The sequence below is a fragment of the Nocardia aegles genome, assembly GCF_052545135.1.
Map to the genome: position 1 here is coordinate 301,513 of NZ_JBQWRI010000002.1, position 25,992 is coordinate 327,504.

Annotated in this window: 26 protein-coding genes; 4 read left to right on the forward strand and 22 right to left on the reverse strand. The window is 67.6% G+C overall.

Translation table 11 applies throughout. The annotated features are described in order from the left end of the window. Window positions 1–101 precede the first annotated feature (101 nt). Window positions 102–902: an enoyl-CoA hydratase/isomerase family protein gene (locus tag ACT89H_RS06690; protein ID WP_445107628.1), complete on the forward strand. Its 801-nt coding sequence runs from the start codon at window positions 102–104 to the stop codon at window positions 900–902. Window positions 903–949: 47 nt separating this feature from the next. Here ACT89H_RS06690 and ACT89H_RS06695 read toward each other — a convergent pair whose 3' ends face one another. Next, window positions 950–1,543: a TetR/AcrR family transcriptional regulator gene (locus tag ACT89H_RS06695; protein WP_445107629.1), complete on the reverse strand. Its 594-nt coding sequence runs from the start codon at window positions 1,541–1,543 to the stop codon at window positions 950–952. 71 nt (window positions 1,544–1,614) lie between these two features. Between ACT89H_RS06695 and ACT89H_RS06700 the strand changes: the two genes are divergently transcribed. Next, window positions 1,615–2,499: an NAD(P)H-binding protein gene (locus ACT89H_RS06700; protein ID WP_445107630.1), complete on the forward strand. Its 885-nt coding sequence runs from the start codon at window positions 1,615–1,617 to the stop codon at window positions 2,497–2,499. A 53-nt stretch (window positions 2,500–2,552) separates the two neighbouring features. On the opposite strand, the gene ACT89H_RS06705 is transcribed toward ACT89H_RS06700, so the two are convergent. The 11 genes from ACT89H_RS06705 to ACT89H_RS06755 form a co-directional block, all read right to left on the reverse strand. Continuing rightward, entirely contained in the window at window positions 2,553–3,659 is a 1,107-nt protein-coding gene (locus ACT89H_RS06705; protein WP_445107631.1) for an XdhC family protein, read from the reverse strand. 110 nt (window positions 3,660–3,769) lie between these two features. Continuing rightward, a complete protein-coding gene (locus tag ACT89H_RS06710; protein WP_445107632.1) occupies window positions 3,770–4,456 on the reverse strand; it encodes an SRPBCC family protein in 687 nt (228 codons plus the stop codon). Then, complete coding sequence (locus ACT89H_RS06715; RefSeq protein WP_445107633.1) at window positions 4,453–4,953, reverse strand: (2Fe-2S)-binding protein; 501 nt, start codon at window positions 4,951–4,953, stop codon at window positions 4,453–4,455. The genes ACT89H_RS06710 and ACT89H_RS06715 overlap by 4 nt, the downstream gene beginning before the upstream one ends. Further along, on the reverse strand, window positions 4,950–7,340 hold the full coding sequence (locus ACT89H_RS06720) for a xanthine dehydrogenase family protein molybdopterin-binding subunit (protein WP_445107634.1): 2,391 nt from the start codon (window positions 7,338–7,340) through the stop codon (window positions 4,950–4,952). Before ACT89H_RS06720 ends, ACT89H_RS06715 begins: the two co-directional genes overlap by 4 nt. Before the next feature lie 58 nt (window positions 7,341–7,398). After that, entirely contained in the window at window positions 7,399–8,280 is an 882-nt protein-coding gene (locus ACT89H_RS06725) for an FAD binding domain-containing protein (RefSeq protein ID WP_445107635.1), read from the reverse strand. A gap of 9 nt (window positions 8,281–8,289) precedes the next feature. Further along, a complete protein-coding gene (locus tag ACT89H_RS06730; RefSeq protein WP_445107636.1) occupies window positions 8,290–9,630 on the reverse strand; it encodes an MFS transporter in 1,341 nt (446 codons plus the stop codon). A 127-nt stretch (window positions 9,631–9,757) separates the two neighbouring features. After that, window positions 9,758–11,026 carry an FAD-dependent monooxygenase gene (locus tag ACT89H_RS06735; RefSeq protein WP_445107637.1) on the reverse strand — a complete coding sequence of 423 codons (1,269 nt, stop codon included), beginning with the start codon at window positions 11,024–11,026 and terminating at the stop codon, window positions 9,758–9,760. Between the two features lie 26 nt (window positions 11,027–11,052). Next, the gene (locus ACT89H_RS06740; RefSeq protein WP_445107638.1) at window positions 11,053–12,084 is read right to left on the reverse strand and encodes a 2,5-dihydroxypyridine 5,6-dioxygenase NicX family protein; all 1,032 of its coding nucleotides are present in this window, start codon (window positions 12,082–12,084) and stop codon (window positions 11,053–11,055) included. Between the two features lie 190 nt (window positions 12,085–12,274). Then, window positions 12,275–13,132, reverse strand: a complete 858-nt coding sequence (locus ACT89H_RS06745) for a carbon-nitrogen hydrolase family protein (RefSeq protein WP_445107639.1) — start codon at window positions 13,130–13,132, stop codon at window positions 12,275–12,277. After that, the gene (locus ACT89H_RS06750) at window positions 13,129–13,782 is read right to left on the reverse strand and encodes a flavin reductase family protein (protein ID WP_445107640.1); all 654 of its coding nucleotides are present in this window, start codon (window positions 13,780–13,782) and stop codon (window positions 13,129–13,131) included. The genes ACT89H_RS06745 and ACT89H_RS06750 overlap by 4 nt, the downstream gene beginning before the upstream one ends. Window positions 13,783–13,912: 130 nt before the next feature. Further along, on the reverse strand, window positions 13,913–14,974 hold the full coding sequence (locus ACT89H_RS06755; RefSeq protein ID WP_445107641.1) for a formamidase: 1,062 nt from the start codon (window positions 14,972–14,974) through the stop codon (window positions 13,913–13,915). Window positions 14,975–15,136: 162 nt separating this feature from the next. On the opposite strand from ACT89H_RS06755, the gene ACT89H_RS06760 reads away from it, so the two are divergent. After that, the gene (locus ACT89H_RS06760; RefSeq protein WP_445107642.1) at window positions 15,137–16,138 is read left to right on the forward strand and encodes a LacI family DNA-binding transcriptional regulator; all 1,002 of its coding nucleotides are present in this window, start codon (window positions 15,137–15,139) and stop codon (window positions 16,136–16,138) included. A gap of 170 nt (window positions 16,139–16,308) precedes the next feature. On the opposite strand, the gene ACT89H_RS06765 is transcribed toward ACT89H_RS06760, so the two are convergent. The 3 genes from ACT89H_RS06765 to ACT89H_RS06775 form a co-directional block, all read right to left on the reverse strand. Continuing rightward, window positions 16,309–17,004 (reverse strand): DUF8020 domain-containing protein, encoded by a 696-nt coding sequence (locus ACT89H_RS06765; RefSeq protein ID WP_445107643.1) that lies wholly within the window; start codon window positions 17,002–17,004, stop codon window positions 16,309–16,311. Between the two features lie 121 nt (window positions 17,005–17,125). Next, the gene (locus tag ACT89H_RS06770; protein ID WP_445107644.1) at window positions 17,126–18,088 is read right to left on the reverse strand and encodes a fumarylacetoacetate hydrolase family protein; all 963 of its coding nucleotides are present in this window, start codon (window positions 18,086–18,088) and stop codon (window positions 17,126–17,128) included. Window positions 18,089–18,107: 19 nt separating this feature from the next. Beyond that, window positions 18,108–19,004, reverse strand: coding sequence for an MBL fold metallo-hydrolase (locus tag ACT89H_RS06775; RefSeq protein WP_445107645.1), 897 nt, complete (start codon window positions 19,002–19,004; stop codon window positions 18,108–18,110). Window positions 19,005–19,236: 232 nt separating this feature from the next. Here ACT89H_RS06775 and ACT89H_RS06780 point away from each other — a divergent pair, with 232 nt between their 5' ends. Further along, window positions 19,237–19,803, forward strand: coding sequence for a transposase (locus ACT89H_RS06780; RefSeq protein ID WP_445107646.1), 567 nt, complete (start codon window positions 19,237–19,239; stop codon window positions 19,801–19,803). Here the strand turns inward: ACT89H_RS06780 and ACT89H_RS06785 are convergent. The 7 genes from ACT89H_RS06785 to ACT89H_RS06815 all read right to left on the reverse strand — a co-directional run bounded on the left by ACT89H_RS06785 (window position 19,709) and on the right by ACT89H_RS06815 (window position 25,907). Then, window positions 19,709–20,533, reverse strand: a complete 825-nt coding sequence (locus ACT89H_RS06785) for a FadR/GntR family transcriptional regulator (RefSeq protein ID WP_445107647.1) — start codon at window positions 20,531–20,533, stop codon at window positions 19,709–19,711. The genes ACT89H_RS06780 and ACT89H_RS06785 overlap by 95 nt on opposite strands. Before the next feature lie 63 nt (window positions 20,534–20,596). Continuing rightward, window positions 20,597–21,814: an ABC transporter substrate-binding protein gene (locus tag ACT89H_RS06790; protein ID WP_445107648.1), complete on the reverse strand. Its 1,218-nt coding sequence runs from the start codon at window positions 21,812–21,814 to the stop codon at window positions 20,597–20,599. Further along, on the reverse strand, window positions 21,811–22,818 hold the full coding sequence (locus tag ACT89H_RS06795; protein WP_445107649.1) for a branched-chain amino acid ABC transporter permease: 1,008 nt from the start codon (window positions 22,816–22,818) through the stop codon (window positions 21,811–21,813). The genes ACT89H_RS06790 and ACT89H_RS06795 overlap by 4 nt, the downstream gene beginning before the upstream one ends. Beyond that, window positions 22,815–23,696 (reverse strand): branched-chain amino acid ABC transporter permease, encoded by an 882-nt coding sequence (locus ACT89H_RS06800; RefSeq protein WP_445107650.1) that lies wholly within the window; start codon window positions 23,694–23,696, stop codon window positions 22,815–22,817. The genes ACT89H_RS06795 and ACT89H_RS06800 overlap by 4 nt, the downstream gene beginning before the upstream one ends. Then, window positions 23,693–24,424 carry an ABC transporter ATP-binding protein gene (locus ACT89H_RS06805; protein WP_445107651.1) on the reverse strand — a complete coding sequence of 244 codons (732 nt, stop codon included), beginning with the start codon at window positions 24,422–24,424 and terminating at the stop codon, window positions 23,693–23,695. Before ACT89H_RS06805 ends, ACT89H_RS06800 begins: the two co-directional genes overlap by 4 nt. Beyond that, the gene (locus tag ACT89H_RS06810) at window positions 24,421–25,155 is read right to left on the reverse strand and encodes an ABC transporter ATP-binding protein (protein ID WP_445107652.1); all 735 of its coding nucleotides are present in this window, start codon (window positions 25,153–25,155) and stop codon (window positions 24,421–24,423) included. The genes ACT89H_RS06805 and ACT89H_RS06810 overlap by 4 nt, the downstream gene beginning before the upstream one ends. A 335-nt stretch (window positions 25,156–25,490) precedes the next feature. Beyond that, complete coding sequence (locus tag ACT89H_RS06815) at window positions 25,491–25,907, reverse strand: MarR family winged helix-turn-helix transcriptional regulator (protein ID WP_445107653.1); 417 nt, start codon at window positions 25,905–25,907, stop codon at window positions 25,491–25,493. Window positions 25,908–25,992: the final 85 nt, after the last annotated feature.

Consider the following 25,992-nt stretch of genomic DNA (forward strand, 5'->3'; position numbering starts at 1 on the left):
GGACCGGTAGGTTGAAGATTCTCTGAAGCCTCCGCGACCATGGGCGGATCATCGGCCGCCGACTGAAATTAGGTCGATCATCTTCACAAAGGAGCCGGACGTTGGCCGATTACACCACCCTGCGTATCGATCGGCCGCGACCCGGAATCGCGGTAGCCTATCTCGACCGGCCCGCTCGGCTGAACGCCATCACCTTCGAAATGTTCGACGAGTTCGTCGAATTGCAACGAGAAGTCACGGCGGACAACGACATTCGAGTATTGATTCTCGCCGGGAGTGGACGCGGGTTCTGCGCCGGGTTGGACTTGGATCAGGCGGCGACCTTGCCCGATATGTCCGCGGCGGAAATGCTACGTGGACAGCAGTCGTGGGCACAATCGGTGTCGGGGTTCGCGCGCATGACCACTCCGGTGATCGCCGCGGTGCACGGCCCTGCCGCCGGCGCCGGGCTGAGCCTGGCGCTGGCCGCGGATATCCGGATCGCCTCGACCACAGCGCGGTTCAATGCCGCGTTTGTCCGGATCGGGCTCTCCGGCGGCGATCTCGGCACCTCGTGGGCACTACCGCGGCTGGTCGGGCTCGGACGCGCCACCGAGATCCTGCTGACCGGCCGGTTCGTCGACGCGGCGGAAGCACTGCGCATCGGATTGGTCACCGACGTCTGCCAACCGGAGGACCTGATCGATCGGGCGCTCGAGGTCGCCGATCAGATCCGGGGCAACAGCCCGGTCGGCATGGCGCTGACCAAGCAGGTGCTGCAAACCAACGTCGACGCCCCGTCGCTGGATGCGGCGCTGATGATCGAAAACCGCAATCAGGTGCTGGCCAGTCGCACCGCGGACATGCGGGAGGCGCTTGCCGCGTTCCGAGCGAAGCGAGCGCCCCGGTTTGTCGGAGGATGAGGTATCCCGGCGGCTCGGGACTCGGCACCGGTTGCCGCAAGACCTGATCATCCGCACCTTGTCGAGTGGGCCGATGCGCGTAACCCGTCGAGGGCCAGGGTGATCAAGCGATCCGCGCGATCGGGGCCGGCGTGCTCGCGTGTCCAGGCTGCCGCGTTGATGATGGTGAACACATCGGTGGCGGTGACATCGGGCCCGAGCGCTGCCGATCGGACGGCACGGTCGAGGAGCTCCGCGCCGATCGAGTTCATCCGCAGGCACGATGCGCGCAGTTCACTGCCGTCGTCGTCCAGGCTGTGCACGAGCATCGTGGCCAGGCCTTGATAGGTGGCGGCGTGCCGGACGACCGCCCGCACCCACTCGGCCACCGTGTCGGCGGATATCGAACCGTCGAGCAACCGGTCACCGTGTTCGAACAACTCCTCATTGCGCTCGGCGAGTAGCGCGGCGACGAGCGCCCGGCGAGTCGGGAAGTGGCCGTAGAGCGTGCCGATGCCGACACCGGCGCGCCGGGCCACATGCTCCAGTGGCGCGTCGGCGCCCCCCGCGCCGAAGACTTCATCGGCGGCGGCGAGCAGCCGCTGCCGATTGCGGCGGGCATCCGCGCGTGGTCGGCGGGGCCGGGATTCGGTTTCCTCCATCACAGCACTCCTAAGTCGAGGAGCCCTCGAGATATATTTCGAGGGTCTCTCGATTTTAGAAGGAGTAGCTGATGATCCTGGTCACGGGCGCTACCGGCTCGATCGGCCGCCATCTGGTGCGACGCCTGCGGCAGCAGGGCACCCCCTTCCGGGCACTGGTGCGCGACCCGGAGCGCGGGCGCGAACTGGATTGCGCCCTCGCGATCGGAGATTTCGACGATCCGGACTCGATCGCGACCGCACTGTCGGGAGTCGATCAGGTGTTCCTCTGTTCACCCGGAGCGGAACCCACCGCGGGGCCGCAACCGATGATCGCCCAGCAGACCACCGTGATCGACGCGGCGGCGCGCGCGGGGGCGCAGCGCATTGTGAAGGTCTCGGTGCGCGGCGCTCGGGCCGGTCGTCCGCTGGCGGAGGGCGCGCACGCCGAGATCGAGGCCCGGCTGGAGGCGTCCGGGCTGGACTGGTCGATCTTGCAGCCGAACGGGTTCATGCAGAACTTCCTCACCGGCGCAGGCGCATTCACCAGCGGCGGCGACCTCCTCGGCGCCTATGGTCAGGGTCGCGTGCCCTACATCGATTGCGCCGACATCGCCGCCTGTGCCGCGGCCTTGCTGACCCGCGACCTCGGCAGCAGGCGGCGGTTCGTGCTCACCGGTCCCGAAGCTCTCACCCACGCCGACATCGCCGCCCGGTTATCGGAGGCACTGGGCCGGACAGTGTCCTACATCGATCAGTCTCCAGCGGATTTCGCGGACGGCCTCGCAGCGCAGGGGTTACCTGCCCAGTTCGCCGCCGACGTGGCGACACTGTATGCCGACGTCGCCGGCGGGTCGCACGCCGAGACGACCTCGGCCGTCCATGATCTCACCGGCCGACCGGCTACGACCTTTACCGAGTTCCTGGCCCGCGAGCGGGATCTGTTGCGGCAGTGGCCACCCCGGCACTACGCGTAGGTCGTCGGGCCCCGCGGCTCGCCGTAATCGTCCGAAACGGCGTTTCTCCGGGACTACGCACCGACCGCTGAACCGTGGGCGCGCTGACCCAGCGGCTGCGCGCTCCGGCCGTTGCGCACGGAGATCACCTCGGACAGGATCGACAGCGCGGTCTCTTCCGGGGTTTTTCCGCCGAGATCGAGACCGATCGGCGAGTGCAGGCGCGACAGCATCTGTGCGGTCGCGCCTGCGTCTCGCAGGCGGCGCATGCGGTCATCGTGGGTCCGGAGGCTACCCATGGCGCCGATATAGCCTGCCGGTGTGGCGAACGCGGTGAGCAGCGCGGGCACATCGAACTTGGCGTCGTGGCTCAGCACACAGATCGCGGTCGCGGCATCGATCCGGGTATTGGACAGATAGCGGTGCGGCCAGTCGCAGACCACCTCGTGCGCGTCGGGAAAGCGTTCGGGTCTCGCGAAAACCGGGCGCGCATCGCAGACGGTGACCCGCAGGCCCAGCAACCGGCCGAACTTGGCCAGAGCCGCGGCGTGATCGGTCGCACCGAAGATGATGAGCCGAGGCGGGAGGGTAATCGATCGTACGAATACCCGGATCGGCGCGTCGGCCCCGAGCGTGCGCACCCCGGTGGTTCCGGCGGCGAGCATGGCCGATATCTCGCCGGCCGCGCAGGCATCGATCGGGTCGCCGCCGAGTGATCCCGATGTGGAACCGTCCGCGCCGTAGACCTGGTGCGCTACCGTCGAGTCGAGCCCCTTGGGCAAGGTCGTCGCCCATGCCAGCGGCTCGCCCGACGCGCACCGAGCCACGACGAGGTCGTACTGCGGAAAGGTGCCGCGATCGATCGGCTCGATCAGAACCGTCACGGTGCCTCCGCAGGTCAGACCGACCGCGAAGGCCTCACTATCCGAATATCCGAACGTCTCGAGCCGCGCGACGCCGCCATCACGGACCGCACACGCGGATTCGTAGACCGCTCCTTCGACGCAGCCGCCCGAGACGCCGCCCAGCGCCACACCGTCCGGCCCGACCGCCATGGCCGAGCCGACCGGCAGTGGGGCGCTACCGACGGTCGCTACCACCGTGGCCAGCGCGAACGTGCGCCCGGCGCTGAACCATTCGACGGTGATCGGATCAGCGTCGGAGTTGATCACTGCGGACACGGGCACTCCCTCGCTGTGGAAATTCGGCCGATCGGCGGCGCCGCGACCACGGTACCGCCTCCGGAAGTCCATGCGCCGGTCCATGCATCGGCGTTCGCGACGCCGGTACTTCACTCCCGCCGAAAAGCACGGCTGACCAGCCAGCCCTCGACCATGCCCAGCGCAAAGACGGCGGCGTAGCCCGCACGACGGACCACTGTCGGCGGCACCAGACTGAGCACATCCAAACTCGCGCCGGAAGAAGCGTTTTCCGCCGCAGCACTCGTTGCGATCTTCGCCACCGACGGGGCACCGTTACCGACGAACCCGGGGGCACCCACCGCGGCCGTGACGGCGACCGCCCCGCCGTCCGACGGCTCGCTCAGCAGCGCCGCCAGGTTGGCCGCGAACTGCGCCATGATCTTGTTCGACACCGCGACGATGGCGCCCTTGCCGAATGCGACGATCTTCCCGCTGAGCACCAGATCGGTGTCTACTCGCAGCAGCGAGCCGTCGGGCGCGGGATCCACCGCGAGCATGATGTTGGCCTGTGCGTCGCCACCGCCGTTGGTGTCGGCGGCCCGCCCCGACATGGTCAGCCGCCGGCTGTCGACGTCGACGGTCTGGAATTCGACGGTGCCACTGTACGCGGCGCGAATCGGCCCGACCTTCACCGTGATGCCACCCCGGTACACGTCTCCGTCGCGTCCGGTCAGCGCCGCGCCGGGAACGCAGGTCACCACCTGTTCCACGTCGTTGATGAGCGCGAACACCTCCTCCGGCGCGGCGGCAATTCGAACACTGTTCTCCAACTTCATGATTGAGCCTTTCCGCACGCTTTCCCGCGCGCGGTGGCGCAGGCGGCGATGCTGTCGACGATGGTCTGGTATCCGGTACACCGGCAGTAGTTCGCGGCGACGGTTTCCCGGATGCGTTCCCGATCGGGGTCGGGTTCGGCGGCCAGTAACGCCTCGCCCAACATCAGGAATCCCGGTGTGCAGAAGCCACATTGCAGCCCATGGTTCTCCGCGAAGGCCTGCTGCAGGTCGCCGAGGCTACCGTCCGGCTGAGCGAGTGATTCGACAGTGCGGATTCGCTTGCCCTCCGCCTGCGCGGCGAACATCAGACAGGCGCGCACCGGCTCGTCGTCGACCAGCACCGTGCAGGCTCCGCACACCCCGTGCTCGCAGCCGACGTGGGTTCCCGTCAGCCGCAAGTCATGGCGCAGCGCGTCGACAAGGGTGCGGCGGGGTTCGACCACGAGTTCGTAATCGGTGTTGTTGACGTTCAATTCGATGAGGATCCGGTCGCTCATAGCTTCGTACCTTTCTGCGCCAGCGCAGCCGCTACCGTGTGCGGATGGATCGGCGTGTCGTCGAGCTCCACACCGGTGGGCCGTAGCGCGTCGTTGACGGCGTTGAGGATCGCGGCCGGGGCGCCGATCGTGCCGCCCTCGCCCACTCCCTTGGCTCCGGTCTCGGTGAACAGACACGGGGTCTCCAGGTGGGCGATGCCGATGTCGGGTATCTCGCACGCGGTCGGCACTCGGTAATCGATGAAGCTGGCGACCAATGGTTGCCCGGTCGGGTCGTAGGTGACCTCCTCGAACAGCGCGCCGGCGATACCCTGGGCGATGCCGCCTCGACATTGGCCTTCGACGACTTGCGGATTGATCGCCACGCCACAGTCCTCGACGCAGAAGTAGCGCAGGATCTTCACCTGGCCGGTGCCTGGCTCGAGTTCTACGACGGCTCCGTGGGTGGCGTTGGCGAATGTGCCGTCGCCGTCGGTGTCGAAGCTGGCGGTGGCCGACAGGCCGGGCTCGACGCCCTTGGGCAGCAGATGCGCTTGCAGGTAGGCAATTTCGCCGATCCTGCGGTAGGTGACCGCCTTACTCGGATCGTCACGTCGCTCGACCCGGCCCGCGCCCAGTTGGACGTTGTCGCGATCGGTCTCGAGCAGGTGCGCGCCGATGTCGCACAGTTTGTCACCGAGTTCGACCGCCGCCAGTGATACCGCGCTGCCACCGATGGTGATCGATCGACTGGCGAAGCTGCCGTAGCCGTACGCGATCCGGTCGGTGTCGCCCTGCACGATCTTGACCTGGTCGAGGTCGAGTCCGAGCCGGTCGGCGACGATCTGCGCCATTGTCGTCTCGTGGCTCTGGCCGTGGCTGAGGGTGCCGGTGGTGACCACGACCGTGCCGCTGGGGTCCATGCGGATCTCGGAGATATCGAACCCGGGCACCACCGCCATCTTGCGGGCGGCGAAGGCGGCGGATCCGTATCCGGTGCGTTCGCTGAAGCAGGAGAAGCCGATTCCGAGCCAGCGGCCCTGTGCGCGGGCCTGCTCACGCAGGTCGAACCACCCCTCCTCGCGCAGCGTCCGCTCGCACAGGTTCAGTGATTCGAGATAGGAGCCGGGGTCGTAGGTGATGTTGTTGACGCCCCGGTACGGGAAGGAGGTGATCAAGTTGCGGCGCCGCACCTCCACCGCGTCCAGTCCGAGTTCCCGCGCCGCCCTCTCCATCAGGCGCTCGACGACCATCACGTACTGGGGTCGGCTGACCCCGCGATACGGCGCGGTGGGTGCCTTATTGGAGGTAATGGAGCGCCCGCGCACCCGGTACTCCGGAACCCGGTACACCCCGGGCATTTCCGCGGACGCCATCAGCGGTTCGATGCCGGCCGTGAACGGGTAGCACGAGTAGGCCCCCATATCGCAGACGATGTCGGCGTCGATCGCCAGGATGCGTCCGTCGGCGTCGAAGGCCGCGCGGACGTCGTAGCTCTGTTCCCGGGCGAGGAACGACGCGGTGAGCGCCTCGCGGCGATCCTCTACCCACTTGACCGGTCGACGCAGTCGCAGCGCCGCCGCGGCCACCGCGATCTCTTCCCGCCCGACCACGCATTTGATGCCGAAGCCGCCACCCATGTCCGGGACGATCACCCGTACGCGGCGCTCATCCAATCCGAGGCACTGCGCGGCGACCGTGCGCACCAGATGCGGCACCTGCGTACAGGTGTAGATGACGAGCTGTTCGTCGCGGTCGTCCCAATAGGCGAGCACACCCCGGGTTTCCAGCGGCAGCGCGTTCTGCCGTCCGGTCTTGGTTCGCACGCGAACGACGGCCGCGGCGGACGTGAAGGCCGCATCCACCCCATCGGTATCGAATAGCCGGACATCCACGAGAGTGTTGTGTGTGGCCGCCGGATGCACCAGCGGTGCGCCTTCGCTCAGTGCCTGGTCGATGGTGGTGATCGCGGTGCTCGTGCGATATTCGATCCGCACCCGCTCCAGCGCGTCTTCGGCCAGATAAGCATCGTCGGCGATCACGATCGCCAGCGGCTCCCCCACGAAGCGCACCACCTCGTCGGCGAGAATGGGCATTTCAGTCGGAACGAACTCGCTCGGCGGCCGGTCCAGCAGTGCCGTGATCCCCGTTGTTCCGAGGTCGCCGGCATCGAATACCGCTCGGACACCGGCACTGTCCCGGGCACCGTCCAACGTCATCGACACCACATGCGCCGCGGCCGCGGTGGACCGCACGAACTGCGCGTGCAACATCGCGGGCATGGCGATGTCGTCGAGGAAGCGACCACGCCCGCTGAGCAGGCGTGGGTCTTCCCGGCGCGGCACCGAGGTCCCTACCCAGGATCCGCCGCGCAACATCTGTTGTTCGGGCGCCGAAACCGCGCTCATGGAGCCTCCTGTGTGATCCGTCGTTCCATTGCTTCGCTCCTCGTGCACGCCGATCGTCTCACTGCGCTCCCGCCGGCAGCGCGGGCGCCTGCACAGCGGCGGCGAGCGCTCGCGGAAGCAGTGTGCGGATCAATCCACGCAGATAGTCCGGTCCGCCGGGAGCGTCGTCATCGAATTCGAGGCTGTCGATCGCGGCTTGCGCGCAGCGCTCCGACAGCTCCGATGTCAGTGCGGAGCCGCAGGCCAGTACCTTCTCGGCCGCATCCACCCGCACCGGAGCCGGGGCCACACCGCCGAGCGCAATGCGCGCACCCACTACCGAATCCTGATCCAGGTCGATCGCGACCGCCACCCCGAGCGTGGCGAAATCCCCATGTCGCTGGGCGAATTCGGTGATCGCCGCGTGCGGTGCCGGGCGCGGGAACCGCACTTCCACGATCATCTCGTCCGGCTCCAGAGCGGTGCTGTAGTAGCCGAAGAAGAATTCGGAGGCGGCGATGGTCCGTTGCCCACGCACCGACTCGGCCACGATCTCGGCATCGAGCAGGGCTGCCAGTAGACACCATTCGGCGGTGGCGTCGGCGTGCGCGATGCTGCCGCCGACGGTGCCGCGGGTGCGGATCGGCAGATGACCGATCCACGGCATTGCCGCGCCGATCACCTCGAAGCCGCCGGACAGCATTGTCCGGTAGCGCGTTTCGACCTGATGGTGCGTGGTGAGCGCGCCGATGCGCAGCCCATGGTCACGTTCGGCATACCGCAGCGCGGCGAGGCGGTCGATATCGATCAGGTGCGCCGGCCGGGCCAGGCGGAAGTTCATCATCGCGACCAGCGACTGCCCGCCCGCGATCAGCTTGGCCTCGTCGCCGAGTTCGGCGAGCAACCCCACGGCCTCGGCAACCGAGTGTGCTCGATGGTAGTTGAATGACGCGGGCTTCAAGGAAGCCTCCTATTTCTGAATCGGTTTCGGTATGAACCCCTCGTGCACCGGCGCCTGCTCGTCCAGGTCGCGCCCCTTGGTCTCCGGCGCACCGACGCTCATCCACAGCACCGCGGCACAGACCGCCACCCCGACGATCGCGAAGGTAGCGGGCAGTCCCACTGCCGGCCACAACACGGTGCCGAAGATCCACGGACCCAGGCTGGTGGTGAACCGGCTGACCGCCGATGCCCAGCCGAAACCGCTGGCCCGCAGCGAAGTCGGATACAGCTCCGAGCCGTAGGCGTACAGCACGGGAATGGCGATCTGGATGAGAAAGCCGAACACCGCCAACCAGGCGAGCGCGGCAACCCGTGTGTCGAGCATGAGCGCGAACAGCACCAGCGCCACGCCCGCGGCCGGTCCGGACAGGCCGATCACCCATTTGCGTCCATAGGTCTCACACAGCCACGCCGAGAGCAATACACCCACGATGCCGACGCCGGTCATCAATGTGGTGCCCGCGAACGCCGCATAGTCGCCGTAGCCCTGCTTGCGCAGAATCGACGGCATCCAGGTAAGTGCGGCGTAATACAGCAGCAGGATGGTCACGAAGAGCGCCCACGCCGTGGCCGTGACCGACGGGCTGTACCGCCATATCGCGCGCAGCTGCGTGAAGAACGCTGTGGCAGAAAGCCGTTCGACCGACTTCTCGGTAGTGATCACATAGCTTTGTGCGCCGGCACCGGTACGGGCGACCAGGTCGTCGATGACCGCACGGGCCTGCGCCTCACGTCCGGCGCGAGCCAGATACAGCGGTGATTCCGGGACACCGCGGCGGACCCAGAACAGCAGCAGCGCAGGCAGCACCATGAAAACCAACAGCCAGCGCCAGCGCTCCCCTTCGTGCACGGGCACCAACGCCGTCGCGACCAGGCCGCAGATCGTGCCGCCGATCGGCCACCACACATCCATCGCCGCCAGTACCCGCCCGCGCAACCGCGCCGGCGAGAACTCACTGACGATCGCGTAGTCGACCGGTATGCAACCGCCGAGTCCGAATCCAGCCAATACCCGCAACACCACGAACATTCCGAACGAGTTCGACAGCGCTGCCAGAACCGAGAACACCGCGAAGATCAGCATGGTGATGCTGAACGCCTTCTTGCGCCCCACCTTGTCCGCGATCGTGCCCCACACGATCGCGCCGACCGCCATGCCGAGCAGATTGGCGGTCGCGACCAGCCCCCGGTCGCTGACGCTCAGATGCCAGAACGTGCCGACCAGCGGCGTGAGATAACCGTTGAGGACGACATCCCAGGCATCGAACATATAGCCGAGGCCGCCGATGATGAAGATACGTCCCTGCACGGACCATTTCCATGGGAGGGATTGAACGATTTGTTCGCCGGTTTTCATGGCGAGACTCCGAATCTGAAAAAAATACGAAAGCGGCCACCACAGCTCGTCGAGCGGTGACGCAAAGTTTGATATTCGCCTATTTCGCGAACTGGTAGTCGAAACTTTCGTTATCCGGGTCGTCGAGCGGGGTGCCGTTCCACAACCAGTCGTAGGAAACAATGGATTCGCCGGAGAAATCCTTCAGCTTGCGATCGCGTTCACGTTGTTCAGGCCCGTCCGGCAGGTGATACAAGGCCATATTGGCCAGGGAGGCGTCCTGCACCATGCCGGCATGTTTCGAGCGGCGGGCGGCATAGCGGACCAGCGCCTCCCCGATCTGGGGGCGGGTGACCCGGCCGAGTTCCTCGGCGAGCACGGCAGCATCCTCCATTGCCTGCGAGGCGCCCTGCGCCTGATACGGCAACATCGCATGGCAGGCGTCGCCGAGCAGCGCGAGCCGACCATCGACCCAGATCGGATCGCGGGTGCGGTAATACAGTGCCTGCAGCAAAACGTCGTCATTGGCCTTGGACAGCATCGCTGCCACCCGGTCGTCCCAGTCGAGGTATTCCGCCGCCAACTGTCGGGCGGTAGCCACGGTTGGCCCGTTCTCGCGGACGGTATCCGAGCAAGGCACCAGCGCGACGACATTCAGGTATTCGCCCCCCCGGATCAGGTAATGCACAAGATGGCGCTCGGGGCCGTACCAGATGGTGGACTGGAAGCGGTCGAACAGAAAACGCGTCGCCGGATCTTTGGCGATGCGTTCGCCCGGGATCAGTGCGCGATAGGCCATGTCTCCGGAGAACACCAGGTTGTCGCTGAATCCGGCCAGTTGGCGGACCGTCGAGCGCACGCCGTCGGCACCGATCACCACATCGGCCTCATGACGGATTCCGGACGCAGTGACGACGAGCGGCCGGGTCGGGTCGGTGCGATCGAGCTCGACGACCTGACTGTCGGTGCGGATATCGACGATCGGTCCCGGTTGGCGCGGGTCCGAGCACGCATCAACCAGCACTGCGTGCAGATCAGCCCGGTGATAGTGCCAATAGGGCGCGCGATAGGTTCGCTTGCAGTGTTCTCCCAGCGCCGTCAGCCCGATGATCGAGCCATCGGCCCAGCGGCGGCGCACCTGGTCGAGCGGTTCGGTGCGGATCGCCTCGAGTCGGGCGCGCAGTCCCATGCCGAGAAGGATTCGGCTGGCGTTGGGTGCGGTCTGGATACCCGCGCCCACCTCGCCGAGTGCCGTCGCGGCCTCCAGCACGGTGACCCGCAAGCCACGGCGGCGCAGCGCCAGCGCCGCGGTCAGCCCGCCGAGGCCGCCGCCGACGATCAGAACTTCGAAAGATTGGCTCGGTGCCATGATGCTGTGTCCTCCTGTCGCCGGAGCTATTGCTCGATCAAGCGACCGCTGTCCACCACGGCGACACCGTCGACGGTGATGGTGTTGCCGCGTTGAGCGATATCGAGATGCGCGTAGGAATCGCGGCCGAGCACCGGGTGCGGTCCGGTGGACCACAGGAAGTTCCCCGCGAACGCCCGCGCGTCCATCCCCATGATCTCGTCCTTGGCGTACATCGCCGTGGCGAACCAATCGGCGGTCTTCATCAGACCCCAGCCCATGTGCGACAGATAGCGTGCCCACTTATCCTGCGAATCGTCGAAGAACGTCTCCAACAGGCGGGCGTCGGCGCCACCGCTGACGTCGGTGATCTGCCCGCCGCTGACGTGCAGCGTGGTGCGCTCACGCACGTATTCCTTGAACGGCAGGAGGATATCGCCCTCGTCGAGCACGATCCGCCCCTCGGACAGCTGCGGCCAGCACAGCACCATCGTCGATGGCCAGTGATCCCAGCGGCCTTTGTCATCCGCGAAGCCGACCTGGAACTCCGGGCGGGCGCCGGACAGATCCACGGTGAGATCGGTGCCGGCATTCGAGGTCACGTGCATCGTCGTGCCTTTGCGCAGAACGTCGACGGCGGCCAGCACGCGATCCTTGTCGTCCTCGGCGGGCATATTGCGGATCAGTACTTCGGGGGCGTCGCAGACGAAGATGATCCGGGTGCCCGAAGCCAGGATCTCCTGTTGTACCGGCGCGTGGATGAAGCCCTCGCTGGTCAGATCGACCACCAGATCCGCGGATTTGAGCACGTTCTGGGCAACCTCGTCGACAAGCACCGATTGCAGACCGGGTCCGGCGCCGGTGTGGGTGCTCGGCATCGGCGCCGGGCTACCGCCCGCGGCGGTGACGGCAAGCGTGTGTGCGCCGAGTGCTTTGGCAGCGCCGAAAGCCGCAGCCACATAATCGCCGCGGCTGCTGGGTTCCGCCAGCACCACCACGTGCTCGCCGGGCCGGAGTTTGCACAGCTGCAATTGGCGGGTGAAAGCGGCCAGCAGGTCGGCCGACCTCAGATCGAACATGTGATTCCTCCGTGGTGCGAGAACGGGCGGGAAGGTGACCCGCGGCGCTGCAGAATGGGGGCGTAACGCTGGTTGTGCAATCGGTTGCGCTAACGGTAGCCGGAGACTTGTCCGACTGTCGAGCGTTCGGCTGGATTTTCACGGGGACATAACCTGAACGGAACACGAACGGGCGTCCGCGCCGGGCTTCTTAAGGGGCCCGGCGCCCGCTCGAGTGCAGGTCCTGCTCGAGTCGCCCGAGATCGGCCAGGTACGGCAGTTCTGTCCGTGCGCGGGCGATCGCGGTATGCGGGACGCGCGCCACGGCCACACCCGGCGCATCGCGCAGTTCCGCGATGCGCATGCCATACGGATCGACGATCGTGCTGTGCCCGGCGAACGGGACGCCCGCGGTGTTGGCTCCGCACAATCCGGCGGCGGCGACGATACAGCCGTTCTCCACCGCCCGGGCCCGGGTGAGGAGCTGCCAGACATGCAGCCTGGCGCGGCCGAAGGCGGCGGGCACCGCGATGACATCGGCCCCTGCCCGGGCCAATTCCCTTGCGGTTTCGGGGAATCCGGCTTCGTAGCAGATGACGACGCCGACGGTGGCCGCCGCGGTGGACACCAGCAGGCCGCTGCGCGGAGCCGGGACGAAGATATCGCGTTCGTCCCCCCATAGATAGCGTTTCGCACCCACGTGCGCCCGCCCATCGGCCGTCGCCACGAGCGAGGCGTCGCGCAACTGGCCATCGGAGTCGATGCGGGGAAGTGCGGTGACCAGCGTGACGACATGCCGTTGCGCGAGGGCGCACAGCCGGTCGATGGTCGGTTCGGCCATGGACTGAGCCAGTTCGGCGTAGTCCAGGCGCAAATCGTAGCCGGTGATGGCGAATTCGGGTACCACGATCAGGTCCACGCCGTCATCGGCCAATCGGGCCACTGTCCGCTCGAGCGCGGCGAGCGCGGCGTGCTGGTCGACCGGCTGCGCCGGAGTCTGCACCACCGCGACGCCGACCTCGTCGTTCGTCGCGGGCCGGGAAACGCCGTCACGCTGGTTTCTGCTCACCGGCGTTCCTGCTCGACGGCTGCGGACTGATGCACGCCGCGGGTGGTGGTCGCATAGTACGGGCCGGCCAGTCTGCTCAGCCAGCGCCCGCCGGACAGATCGGCGCGCAGGTGTTCGTCGAGAGCGCCGAATCGAGTGGTCGCCGCGACCACCGTGCCCAGCACCAAGGTGTCGGTTCCTATTTCGATGAGTTGCGCCATCCGGCACTCGAGCGAGATCAGGGATTCGCCGACCGACGGCGGTGCCACGATCCGCGACGCGACCGCGGTCACTCCGGCGAGATCGAACTCGTCGACCTCGGGCGCAACGGTGGCGAAGCTCGCGGTCACAGCCTCGGCATTGTCCACCGAGGGGATGTTCACAACGAATTCGCCGGTCTGCCTGATGTTCACCAGCGTGTCCTTGGGCTGCCCCGGGAATCCGATGCGTTCGCCGATGGACAGCATCAGTGTCGGGGGCTTTCGTGAGGCGACGTTGAAGAAACTGAAGGGAGCCAAGTTGCGCACGCCGTCTCGATCCACGGTGGCGACCCACGCGATCGGACGAGGTTGCACGGCGGACGACAGCAGTTTGTACACCTGGGCGTCGTCGAGATCGGCGATCGCGTAGGCACGACCATCGTCGGCTCGCGTCGCTGCTGAAACATCCACTTAACCAGCACCTTTCGTCGGGGATCGCAAGATTGCAACAGCTTGCGCAACCGATTGCGACAGTGTAAGCAGTCGATAGTGGTTCTGTCGACCCGTCGCCTCGGCCAACCGGTCGGGCTCGACCCGGTCGTTACCTGACCGGCGCACGCAAACCCGCGCGAGCGCTGTCGATGGTGGCCTCCGGTTCGCGCGGCGGCCCGTAGCCTTCGGCGGTGCCGTCGACCACCCGCACCTGGTCCTCCCACGGAAGCCGATAGCGTCCCGCGACCAGATCCCGCATGAATGTGTACGGACAGTCGCCGCGCCCACCGCGCACCGCTGTGAATCCGCGGTGGCCGAGCTGATAGATATTGTTTTCCACACCCCAGTCGCGCCGCGCCGCATCCGCGCGGGCGGGCTCGATCGATATGGTGAGCACCCGCCCGGGGGTGGCATCTCCTTCGGCGAGCACGGTGCCTTCGAAGTCGCACACCATCGCCTCCCCCATCGACCCGATCGAGTTGCCGTCCTCGCCGGCCAGCGCCACCGAGGCGGTGAAGGCGAGATTCTGGAAGGCATTGGCCTGGTTGGTGATCCGCCACGACTGCCGCACCGGGAACTTGTAGCCCGCCGTGCGCAGCAGCACGTTCGCTCCCAGATAGGCCGCCTCCCGGGCGACTTCTGGAAACATGCCGTCGTGGCAGATCAGCAACGCGAGTGTGGCGCCGCCGGGGCCGTCGCACACTGCCACACCGCGGTCGCCCGGCTCCCACGGCTCCTTCGGGACCCACGGGTGCAGTTTCCGCTGGTAGAGCACGATGGCGCCGGTGTCATCGACGATGATGCCCGAATTGAACGGCGCGCCCAGCGGATTGCGCTCCATGATGCTGAAACAGCCCCAGCGCCCGGCACTCGCGCAGGCGGCCCGCAGGCGATCCACCTCGGGACCGTCCAGATCGAGCATCAGCTCGTCACGTGCCCAGGCGTTTTTGCGCAGACCGTGCAGACCGTATTCGGGAAACACGATCAGCTGCGCCGTTGGGAACGCCGTGCCGATCTGGCGTATCGTGCCGCACACTTCGTCCACTACCGCATCGATGTCCGCTCGCGAGCCGACGAGCGGGATCTGCTGCTGGACCAGTGCGAGGGTCAGCGAGTTCTCCGGTGGGTTCAGTCCGCCGAGTCCGGTCATCGGCTCCTCGCTTCCAGCCATCTTGCACCTTTGCGCAATCGGTTGCATTGCACGCTACCATGGGCGGCATGGCGGCGCGCGACGGCGCCGTACCAGCCGATCCACACGACGGCCGGCATCCATAACGAGCTAGGGGTGGATATGCGTGAGAGAGTTCCGGCGCCTGCCGCATCCCGCCCGGCAGTGACACTGAAAACAGTCGCCAAGGCGGCCGGAGTGCATACGTCCACGGTGTCGCGCGCGCTGCGCCGGGTAGCGCAGGATGGTGCGGCGGCCAACCCACGCGATGTGGAACTCGCCGACCTGGCACGGACGATGGGCTATGTGCCGAACCCGAACGCGGCCAGCCTGACCACGCGACGGTCGATGGCGTTCGGCGTGCTCGTGCCGCGCCTGACCGACACCGTGCTGGCGACGGTGTACGACGCTCTCGAGGAGACCGCGAACCGGGCCGGTTACGCCACGTTCGTCTCCAACACCCATGACGACCCCGAGGAACAACGGCGTCTGGTATCGCTGCTGCTCGGCCGCTCGGTGGACGGACTGATCGTCGGCGATGCCCGCCTCGACAACGACAACATCGCCCGCATGCGTGAACAGGGAGCGAATGTCGTGCTGGTGAGTCGTCGCAGCCCGGACGCGGTGTCGGTCACGATCGACGATGCGGCCGGTGGCCGGATCGCCGGGGAGCACCTTGTCACGCTGGGACATCGACGGATCGGGCTGGTCTGCGGTCCCCGGTATGCCAGTACCGCCGCCGATCGGCTCGACGGATTCCGAGCCGCGCTGGCCGCCGGCGGTGTGGTGTTGCCTTCGGAACTGATTTGCGAAGAAGGATTCGATGTCGCGGCCGGCCGCCGCGGCGCGCAGCGGCTACTGGACCGTCCGGACTCCCCCACCGCGATTTTCGCGATGAACGACGACTGCGCGATGGGAGTGCTGGGTGTGCTGCGCGAACGTGGGCTCACCCCGGGACGTGACGTATCGGTTCTCGGCTACAACGACATTCCGATCAGCCGCGAGTTGACTGTGCCGCTGTCGACCGTTCGATGCCCGATCCGGGAGATGGGTATGCGCGCCGCCGAGATGATGCTCGCCTTGGTGCATCGGCTGCCGGTGTCGTCGGTGATGGTGCAACCCAGCTTGGTGGCTCGGGCTACCACTGGGCGGCCGCTGTCCACGTGAATTGTCCGATCGACCTCCACAGTCCCGCGACAGCCGCCCGCTGACACCGAATGTCGGACCGGGCCGTCGTATTCGCAGTCCCGTGGATGCTTCGGCGAAGACCCCGCCCGGGTGAGGAGCCGGGCGGGGTCGGTGTCCCCCAACGAACGCCGTTGGGTCTTCTTCGCTATCTACTTCGCCTGGATGGAAGGCTGGTTGATAGTGGAGAAGTACTGGATGGCGGCGCCGATCGCCACCGGGGCGGTGACCAGGATCTGGCCCGCGAGGGTGCCCAGGGCACCAACCGCGACAATGCCGCCGAGGCAGCCGATGGCCGCGGCCGGAATGAAGCCGCCGAACAGGCCGACGATGGCCGCCGAGGCGACGGACGCGCCGGCGATGCCGCCGAGCACGCAACCGACGGCGCCGCCGCCGATACCACCGATCAGGGTGCCGAGGGTGGCGCCCATGGTGATGGTGCTGGTCATGCGGTTCCAGGCGGCCTGCTCACGGTCGTAGTCGTTCTTCCACGGCGCCTTGTCCTCGAACGGCAGGGCGACCGGCTTGTAGGCCGCGTGCGCCGTGTCGAACTGGGGGGTCAGGGTGGCGGTGTGGTCGGCGATGTCGGCCACGATCGGGAACTCGAAGTCATCGACCCGGAACTTCAGCGGCATCCCGGTGAGCACGGTGCCGTTGACGGCCTTGATCTTGAACACACCGTCCTCGACGACCATGGAACCGGCGTCGGTCGTGATGATCGACTGGGTGTCGGTGGCGTAGGCGGTGAAGTCGACGGCGTCGTCGCTGCCGGGCTGCGCCCCGGCCGAGCCGGAAGCGACCGCTACTGCGGCGACCAGGCCTGAGGCCACCGCGATGATTTTCCTCATCGTTCTTGCTTTCTCTCGAATTTCTTATGTGAGCTCGGCGCGCGGGCGCGCCTTTCCGTCGGCCACATTCGCCTCGTCGCTGACGGTGACGCGAGGCAGCGGGCAGGGCGCGGCGGTCTGGCTACCGGGCCCGGGGCGTGGTCGGGATTCGGCGGGGAAGGAGGTGCGGGGCGCCGGTGGGGGCGGCGACGGTGTTGCGGATCGTGCCGATCTCGTCGATCGTCATGGTCACTTCGTCTCCGGGTTCGAGAATCGGCCAGTGCCTGCCCTCGCGTCCCCATTTCTCGGCCAGGCAGCCGTTGCCGCTGGTTCCGCTGCCGATGATGTCGCCGGGGCGCACCCAGGTGCCGCGGGAGGCATAGGAGATCAGTTCGCCGAAGCTCCAGGCCATGTTGGTCATGCGGTCCTCGCCGAAGGGCACCCCGTTGACCGCGACGCGCATCCCGAGGTCGAACGCGGTGCCGGAGCGGAAGGGTGCCAGCTCATCCGGGGTCACCAGGGCCGGGCCGAGGGTGATGGCGCTGTCCTTGCCCTTGGCGGGGCCGAGGCCGAACCGCATCTCATGGAACTGCAAGTCGCGCGCGGACCAGTCGTTCATGACCATGTATCCGGCGATGTGGCGTTCGGCCTCGTCGGGGGTCAGGTCGGTGCCGGCGCGGCCGATGACAGCGGCGGCCTCGAGCTCGAAGTCGAACTCAGCACACCCTGGGGGAATCGGGACCGCTCGGCCGGAGCCCACCACCGAATGCGGATTGGAGAAGTAGAACAGGGGCTGTTCGTACCAGACCGGGTTGACGCCGGTCTTGCCGACGAGTTTCGCAGTGCCTTCGACATGCTGTTCGTAGGCGATGAAGTCCCGGATGCTCGGTGGCCGGAGTAGCGGGGGCAGCAGGCTGACCTCGTCCAGGACGATCACCTCGTACGGGTCGCTGCGGGCTGACCGGCCCGCAGCGTCGAGTCGCTCGCCGTCGTCGCCGAGCAGGCTGAGCAGGTCGATGCCGGGGGCCAGCCCGTAGAGGTGGTCGCCGTCGAGCAAGCCCGTCCGGTGCTCGCCCAGGCCGTTGTCGTATGTCACAAAGCGCATATCAGTCCTGTCGTGAGTTTCATGCGACGCAGCGGAGCGGGCGGCCGCCGTTGTAGGCGATTGCGTCCGCGAACGCCTGACGCGGGTCGACCTCACCCTCGCCGGCCAGGTCGGCGTAGGCGCGGTGCAGGTTGAGCACGATGCGTTCCGGGTCGAGGAGATCGGTGAATTCGCCGAGGTCGAGTTCCCGCGCCGCCTCCAGCGGAGTCAGCCCACAGGCGCGGGCCTGCTCGGCCGACCGCAGAACGAAGCGGTAATAGCGCTCGTGCAGATCGAGGATGTCCGGGCTGGTGGGGATGCCGTGGCCGGGCACAAGGGTCTCGGCGTGAAAGTCGCGCAGGAACCCCAGAGCCTCGAGCGATCCGGTGACCGAGCCCTGCATCATCAGTGGCGTGCCACCGTTGAAGACCAGATCACCGGTGAACAGCACGCGCTGTTCGGGCAGCCAGCACACGATGTCCCCCTTGGTGTGCGCGGGCCTTCCGGGGTGGATCAGTTCCATCCGCAGGTCGTCCACGTACAAGGTGAGTCGGTGGGAGAACGTCACCGACGGTGGGTCGAGCGGGAGATCACCCCAGTCGGGTGCGGGCGACCAGAAGGCGCCGGCGTGCTCGCGTGCCCGGTCGGCGAGCGCTTCCGTGCGGCAGTTCTCGTGGCCGATGACCACGGCGGCGAACAGCGCGTTGCCGTAGGTATGGTCGCCATGATGGTGGGTGTTCACCAGTCGTGTCACCGGCAGATCGGCGACTGCGGCGATGGCATCCCGGAACCGTTCCGTGCGCCTGAGAGTGGAGCAGGAGTCGATGGCGACGATGTCGCGGCGCCCCACCACAAAGCCGGTGGTATTGACCCACCAGCTGCCGTCGTCCTGCGGATAGGCGTACACGCCGTCGGCGACCTCGACGGGCTTATCCATGGGAACCCTCCTGGAGTCTGTTTCAGAAGTTGATCTCGGTCTGAGGTGACCGTCGTGCCGGACGTCGTGACATGGCCGGCGGCGACGTCGGTCTGGCCGGGCAACCCGGCAAAGAATGCGCTGTCATGTGCCGCCGCGCGGCCAACGGCGGAACACGCCCGTACCCCGTCTTCCACGGGCCGTGTCGGGTCGGCGGATCGCGCGACGGGATATCCGTTCGCTACCAGACCGGATGTGCGTCGATCAGCTGTCGTTCGAGTGCTCAGGCGAGGGGCTGAGCACCTGGGCTGTCAGTGTCGACTCGACCGTGGCCGGCCCGCGGCAACCAGCACGCCGCAGGCGCACGCTGTACCTGGCCGGCGAGCCGGGCCGAGAGCCCTTGGCACTGGTGGTCACCGCGGCGCCGAGGAGTGATTCGCCGCAGTTTCACGTGGTGCTGGACGGGATCCGGGTCGCGCGGTGCGGGCGCGGCCGGACCCGGTCGGACCGTGTCCGGGCGGACAAGGCCTGCGGTTCTCGCGGGAATCGGGCCTACCTGCGGCAATGGGGCATCCAGTGCGCGATCCCGAAGAAAGCCGACCAGATGCGCAATCGCATAACCAGGGCCTGCGTGGCTGACCGGCCTCCCACGGTCGATCCGGCGATCCACCGGCAACGCCACGCCGTGGAATGTGGCATCGACCGGATCGAACGTCACTGTGTCGTCAGTGTTCTCCGACCATCCTGTGCCAGTACGTCTGGAGGTCCAGGTAGCCCGCGGGGAGGATCGCGGCATCGGCCGGCACGTCGGCCTGGGTGACGGCGTGGTGCAGCAGGCCGTGCCAGGCGTCTTCGACGTCCCGGCGGAGTACCGCCTCGATGATGCGGATGTGGACCTCGGCGCGGTCGGCGAAATAGGCGGCGGGGTCCTCGTCTGCGGGTAGTTGCACGCTCGGCGCGGGTTGCCCTTCGGTGGCCTGGTCGGCGATGGCCTGCACGTTGCGGACGACCGACACGAGGACGTCGTCATTCGTGGCCTCCAGCAGCGCCTCGTGCGCGGCCTCGTGCGCGGCGAGGTACTTCTGCTGGTCGCCGCCGACCTTCCGCAGCCGTCGGCACACCGCGCGCAGCACCTTGCGATCCTGCGCGGTCTGCCCGTGCACCGCCGCGGCCACGATCTGCGGCAGCAGGCCGAAGTACACACCCAGCGCCTGGCCCGCCCGCTTGCCGTCCGCGCCCGACGCGCGCAGCTGCCAGCGGGCCCGCCCCAAACTGACCGCGCCCGGCTGCCCAGCGACCCGAAGGCCGCCCTTCACACCCGGCCGCACCTCCACCGCGCCACGGTCGACCAGCAGGCGCAGCGCGCTGTCGACGGTGGCCGGGCTCACTCCGAACTGGTCGCGCAGCTGGGACTTGGTGCCCAGGAAGGCGCCGGGCTCGAGCTTGTCCTCCTGGATACGTGTCGCCAGAGCGTCCGCTACTCGTTCGGCCTTCGACCGGCTGTCCAGAACGACGTTGCCCGGGTTCGGCCGGGCTTGCGGATCGGTCACGGTGTGATGACTCCTGTCGGCTCGGTTCCGGCCGTGCCGGCGTAGTCATCCGCGCCCGGCCGCTCACTTGATCAGTCCCGACGCGACGACGTCCTGCACGGGACCGCGGTTCTGCCAGCGCGCCCCGTCGAACTCCGTCACCTGATAGCGGTAGACCAGCCGCCCGCCGGGACCGGAGTTCAGAGTGGCGCCGATCAGACCGGGCGCCGGCACGCCCTTCATCGCGTTCCAGGCCGCATTGTAGCCGTCGGCGTCTTGGGTCTGGGCGTTCTTCATGGCGGCGACCAGAGCAGCGGCACCCGCGAAGCCGTTGAGCACCAGCATGTCGTCGGCGTCGGCACCGGCGCCGTGGGCGGCTATGTCCTTCTTGTACGACTGGATGCCGGGGTCACTCACCCAGCCCGGGTCGGCCGGGTCGGCCAGCCACAGCGCCGCGTGCAGGCCCTCGGAGATCTTCGGGGTCAGCGGGTCGAGCAGACTGGTGTGGTTGACCGTGATCGAGTAGACGAAGGTCTTCGGCCGGTATCCGATCTGGGCCATATATTTCAGTGTCGGCACCATCTGCGGCGCGCCCAACGCCAGGTACAGCACATCAACCCCCGCCGACTTCAGCTGGGCCACCTGGGCGGTGTTGTCCTGCTGACTGGGCGGCACCTTCAGGAAGACCTCCGGGGTGACGCCGCCCGCCGTGAACCCGGCTTCGGCGGCGTCGGCCAGGTCGTTGTTGAGCGTGAGCACACCGACTTTGGACTTCGGCGACTCCTTGCCGACGTACTGCGCGACGACCGCGGTCTCCGCGGTGAGGTCAGGCCACCAGGCGTGCGAATAGGGGAACTTGTCGACCTGCGAGAACTGCGTGGAACCGGACCAGGCGACATTGAATACCTTGCGCTGGTTGAGGTATGGACGGACCACCTCGCCGGGTACCCCGAAGGTCAGGAACGCCTGGGCCGTGTCCTGATCGACGCCGCGGCGGACGTTGGCGGCGGCGCGGCCGGGGTCGTAGCCGTCGTCGTACGCCACGTACTTGACCTTACGGCCGTTGACGCCGCCCTCGGCATTGACCTTGTCGAAGTAGGCCGCCGCGCCCTTGCTGATGGCGGCGATCGGGGCGAACGGACCCGACATGGGGAAGCTGCTCGCGACGACGATCGGATTGCTGGAGGAACCGTCGGAGGACGCCTTGGAGGTCTCGTCGGCGCGCCCGCAGGCGCTGGTGAAGGTGGCGGCGAGGCCGGCGGCCAGTAGACCGGCGAGGGCGTTTCGTCGTGTGATGATCATGATTCTGTCCTGGGAGTAGGGATGAGGCGTGCACCAGGAATCCGGAAGGCGGCCAGGCGGGTGCCCAGACCGGCGAGGCCCTGGGGGGCCGAGTAGAGGACGATGAGCAGCAGTACGGCGTACACGACCTGGGTCCAGTTGCTGGACAGGCTGTCGCCGACGGAGTCGCTGACGAGCTGGGGGATGTAGACGACGAACACAGCGCCGATCAGTGCCCCGGCCCACGACCGGATGCCGCCGACGACCGCGCCGGTCAGAAGTGCCAGCGACACGGTGAAGGTATAGGAATCCGGTACCACCGACTGGATCGCCAGCGCGTTCAGCGCTCCACCGAGCCCGGCGATGGCGCCGCTGGCGCCGAAGACCAGCAGCGACAACCTGGCCGTCGGCACGCCCGCCGTGGCCGCCATGATCGGCTGGTCGCGCAGCGCCGCCAGCGCACGACCCGTGCGCCCTCGGCACACGGCGGCCAGCAGTATCAGAACAGCCGCGAGGACGGCGAGTGTGACCAGGTAGAAGAACTGCGCACTCGACAGCTGGACATTCGCCGGCGTGCGTACCGTCGGGAGCGGCATGCCGGTCGAGCCACCGGTCAGATCCTCGAAGCGGACGATCAGCGGAGGTAACAGCACGGCAAGGACCAGGGTGATGAGCGCGAGGCTGATACCCCGGATGCGGAGCGCGGGCAGCCCCGTCAGCAGCCCGGCCAGGAAGCTGACCAGCGTGGCCAGCACCACCGCCAGCGGCCAGGGAAGTCCCTCCTTGACGATCAGAATCGCGGCGCCGTACGCGCCCACCCCGAAGAACGCGCCGTGCCCGGCGCTGACCTGTCCACTCCACCCGGTCAGCAGCACCAGGCTGGCGACGGCCATCGCCGTGGTGGTCAGACGAGCGAGCTGGAACACCTGGTAGTCGTCCACGACATACGGGGCGACGACGGCCACGACGGCAACGACCGCCCAGGCCGATGTCCTCGCCGGCGGAAGGGTCGCCAAGGCCCTCATGCGCGCACCACCGATCCCCGGGAGAACAGCCCGTGCGGCTGCAACAGCAGGATCAGGAAGATCACGCCGAACGGAACCGCCAGCGCCAGATCACCATTCAGCCCCGGGACATATCGGGAGGCGAGCGCGGTGAGCACGCCCAGGACGATCCCGCCGACCACGGCGCCGATCCGGCTGCCGAACCCGCCGAGCGCGGCCGCCGCGAACGCCATCAGCAGCGGCGCCTGCATCATGTCCGGGTTGACCCCGGTCGCCGGTGCCGCCACGAGTCCGGCGACGGCGCCGACGGCCGCGGCGAGTGCCCATCCCGCGGCGCGCATCCGGCCCGGCCGGATTCCGAGCAGGACGGCCGAGTCCGGCTTCTGTGCCACCGCCTTCATCCGCAGCCCGACGTCGGAGAAGCGGAAGAACAGCCCGACCGCGGCCATCACCACCAGCACGGCCGCAGCCCCACCGAGCTGCTGCGAGGTGACCGTCACCGGGCCGACGTTCAGCGCCTCCGCGCCGAACGGGCTGGCCAGGCTGTGCGGGTCGGTGCCCCACAGGACGGTCACCAGCCCGTTGATGCCGAGCAGCAGCGCCGTCGACACGGTGACCAACGCCAGCACCGACGCGCCCTCCACAGGGCGGATCAGCAGGCGCTCGATCACCGCTCCCAGCACCGCCGCCCCCGCGAAGACCACCGGCAGGGATAGCCACATCGGCCAGCCGAGCGCATCGAGCCACCAGGCCGCGTACGCCGCGACGGCAGCCATCTCGCCCTGGGCGAAGTTGAGGATGCCCGCCCCTTGATAGATCACCGAAATCGCCAGCGCGAGCGCCGCGTACACACAGCCTGTGCTCAGCCCGTTGACGATCTGCTGGAGCAGTTCCGTCACGTCAGGGCCTCCTTTCCCAGATAGGCCGCGCGCAGGTGCGGCGATGCCGCCACCTCCGCTGCCGTGCCTTGAAACATCACCTGGCCGGTCGACAGCACGACCGCCTGGTCGGCCACCTGCAGTGACAGCCGGGCGTTCTGCTCGGCGAGCAGGATCGTCAGGCCCCAGTCCGCGCGCAGGTCGTCGAACATGCGGAACAGATCGAGGGTCGTGGACGGTGCCAGGCCGATCGACGGCTCGTCCACCAGCAGCAACATCGGCCGGCCCAGCAGGGCCCGGGCCAGCGCCAGCATCTGCTGCTGCCCGCCGGACAGCGCCCCGGCGGGACGGTCCAAGAACTCCCGCAGGATCGGGAAGGTCGCCAGGAGCCGGTCGAGATCGGCGGTGCGCTCGGAACGGAACCGGCGGCCCCGCGCCAGCGAGCCGAGCCGCAGATTCTCCCCGACCGACAGCTCTGGAAAGGTGCCGCGGCCCTGTGGCACATGACCGACGCCCAGACGCGCCACCGCGGGGGCGTTCAAGCGACCGACGTCAGTGCCGTTCACGGCGATGCCGCCGGTGGTGCGGACGGTTCGTGAGATGCTGCGCAGCAAAGTGGTCTTGCCCGCGCCGTTGGGTCCCACGAGCGCGACGATCTCACCGGCGGCGGCCGCCAAATCGACACCGTGCAGCACCTCGACCTTGCCGTACCAGGCCCGCAGATTCGCTACCAGCAGCGTGCCGCTCATCCGGGGATCTCCTGTCCCAGGTAGGCGTCGATCACCTGCTGGTCCCGGGCGACCAGCGCGGGCGGTCCCTCGACCAGCACCTGCCCGGTGTTCAGTACCACGACGTGCGCGGCCAGCTTCATCACCAACTCCACGTCGTGCTCGACCAGCACGCACGTCCGGCAGATCTCCAGGACGGCCGTGAGCAGCCCCATGGCCTCGTCGTGGTCCAGCCCGGCGGCAGGCTCGTCCAGAAGCAGCAGCGCGGGACCGGGCAGCAGCGCGCGTGCGATCTCCACCCGGCGCCGGTCACCGTGCGACAGCGAACCCGCCGGACGATCCCGCACGGCGTCTATCCCGAGCCGGTCCAGCAGTTCGATCGCCCGCTCCCGCAGCCGGTGTTCACGCTCCGGCCGCGTCAGGGCCGCCGCACCGAGCATCACGTTGTCCACGGCCGGGAGCTCGTCCACCAGGGCCGGCGTTTGGAAGGTCCGGGCGAGCCCGAAGCGCGCCCTCCGATGGGGCGGAAGCTTGCTGAGCGACACTCCGCCCAGCCTGATGTCTCCGCTGTGCCGGTAGAGCCCGCTGATGCAATTGAGCAGCGTCGTCTTACCGGCACCGTTGGGCCCGATGACGGCGGTGACCCGTCCGGACTCCGCCGAGAGGGTGACTCCGTCGAGCGCCCGGACTCCGTCGAATGACACACCGACATCGCGAATCTCCAGCGATAGCGCCGCTGCGCTGGGGGTCATGAAACACCTCGCCTTTGGGGGGTTTGAACGTGAGCGCCATCACAGCATGGGCAAACCACCTAAGTCAATATATTGAATTGGGTAAATAGACGGTCTATCGTCGTCACCCCTGGCGGACAACGGCACCCCGCAGGCCGCGGCCAGTCGACGCCACCCGATATCCGCCGCCGAGCCGACCGGCACGGCACTCGGTTGAGTTCGCGCTGGTAGATCCGATGTGTGGTGTTGGCTCGTTGCCGCGGAGGTGGTCCGCCGACAGCGAGGTCGGAGGCCGGTTCACCCAGCCCTGTTTCGACCTCGAGATGCACAGAGGCGCACCGCGCGAGCCCTCAGGGTCACTGCTGCCGCAGCGCCGACCAGGCTATGCCGAGCGTGGTCCGGAATGCCTCGGTCTGCCCGGCCGTCAGCGCGGCTGTCATCCGCTGCTCGATGGTCTCCGCGGCCGCCGCGTAGTCGCGCAGCAGCCGCCGCCCGGACTCCGTAATGTAAACCAGCAGTTCCCTTTTGCTTTCGGGGTTCGGGGTGCGGTGAATCAGGTCGCGCTTTTCGAGGGCGCGCACCATGTCCGCCATCGACTGTGGTGTCACGAAGGAGTCGCGCGCGAGTTGCGCGGCGGAGATCCCGTCCCGGTGCGCCAGCACCGTGAGCGCCGTGTACTGCAGTGTCGTTATCCCGGATCCGCGCAGCATCTCGTCCAGGTGCGACCGAATCGCAAGTTCCAGCCGCTTCACCGAATAGAGCAGCGACGGCATCGACTTCGGGGAAGTACTGGTCATTGCCGCCATCCAATCTTCCTATTGACAGGAAACCTGATAGTAGCCCAGAATCCTGACCATC

Bases quoted from the DNA above. Each gene is read 5' to 3' on its own strand.
- ACT89H_RS06795 (WP_445107649.1), bottom strand. From the start codon at position 22,818: ATGAGGGCCTTGGCGACCCTTCCGCCGGCGAGGACATCGGCCTGGGCG.
- ACT89H_RS06815 (WP_445107653.1), bottom strand. From the start codon at position 25,907: ATGCCGTCGCTGCTCTATTCGGTGAAGCGGCTGGAACTTGCGATTCGG.
- ACT89H_RS06770 (WP_445107644.1), bottom strand. From the start codon at position 18,088: ATGCGCTTTGTGACATACGACAACGGCCTGGGCGAGCACCGGACGGGC.
- ACT89H_RS06765 (WP_445107643.1), bottom strand. From the start codon at position 17,004: ATGAGGAAAATCATCGCGGTGGCCTCAGGCCTGGTCGCCGCAGTAGCG.
- ACT89H_RS06810 (WP_445107652.1), bottom strand. From the start codon at position 25,155: ATGACCCCCAGCGCAGCGGCGCTATCGCTGGAGATTCGCGATGTCGGT.
- ACT89H_RS06710 (WP_445107632.1), bottom strand. From the start codon at position 4,456: ATGAAGTTGGAGAACAGTGTTCGAATTGCCGCCGCGCCGGAGGAGGTG.
- ACT89H_RS06805 (WP_445107651.1), bottom strand. From the start codon at position 24,424: ATGAGCGGCACGCTGCTGGTAGCGAATCTGCGGGCCTGGTACGGCAAG.
- ACT89H_RS06755 (WP_445107641.1), bottom strand. From the start codon at position 14,974: ATGGCTGGAAGCGAGGAGCCGATGACCGGACTCGGCGGACTGAACCCA.
- ACT89H_RS06740 (WP_445107638.1), bottom strand. From the start codon at position 12,084: ATGTTCGATCTGAGGTCGGCCGACCTGCTGGCCGCTTTCACCCGCCAA.
- ACT89H_RS06700 (WP_445107630.1), top strand. From the start codon at position 1,615: ATGATCCTGGTCACGGGCGCTACCGGCTCGATCGGCCGCCATCTGGTG.
- ACT89H_RS06780 (WP_445107646.1), top strand. From the start codon at position 19,237: ATGTGCGTCGATCAGCTGTCGTTCGAGTGCTCAGGCGAGGGGCTGAGC.
- ACT89H_RS06790 (WP_445107648.1), bottom strand. From the start codon at position 21,814: ATGATCATCACACGACGAAACGCCCTCGCCGGTCTACTGGCCGCCGGC.
- ACT89H_RS06695 (WP_445107629.1), bottom strand. From the start codon at position 1,543: ATGGAGGAAACCGAATCCCGGCCCCGCCGACCACGCGCGGATGCCCGC.
- ACT89H_RS06720 (WP_445107634.1), bottom strand. From the start codon at position 7,340: ATGAGCGCGGTTTCGGCGCCCGAACAACAGATGTTGCGCGGCGGATCC.
- ACT89H_RS06775 (WP_445107645.1), bottom strand. From the start codon at position 19,004: ATGGATAAGCCCGTCGAGGTCGCCGACGGCGTGTACGCCTATCCGCAG.
- ACT89H_RS06735 (WP_445107637.1), bottom strand. From the start codon at position 11,026: ATGGCACCGAGCCAATCTTTCGAAGTTCTGATCGTCGGCGGCGGCCTC.
- ACT89H_RS06715 (WP_445107633.1), bottom strand. From the start codon at position 4,953: ATGAGCGACCGGATCCTCATCGAATTGAACGTCAACAACACCGATTAC.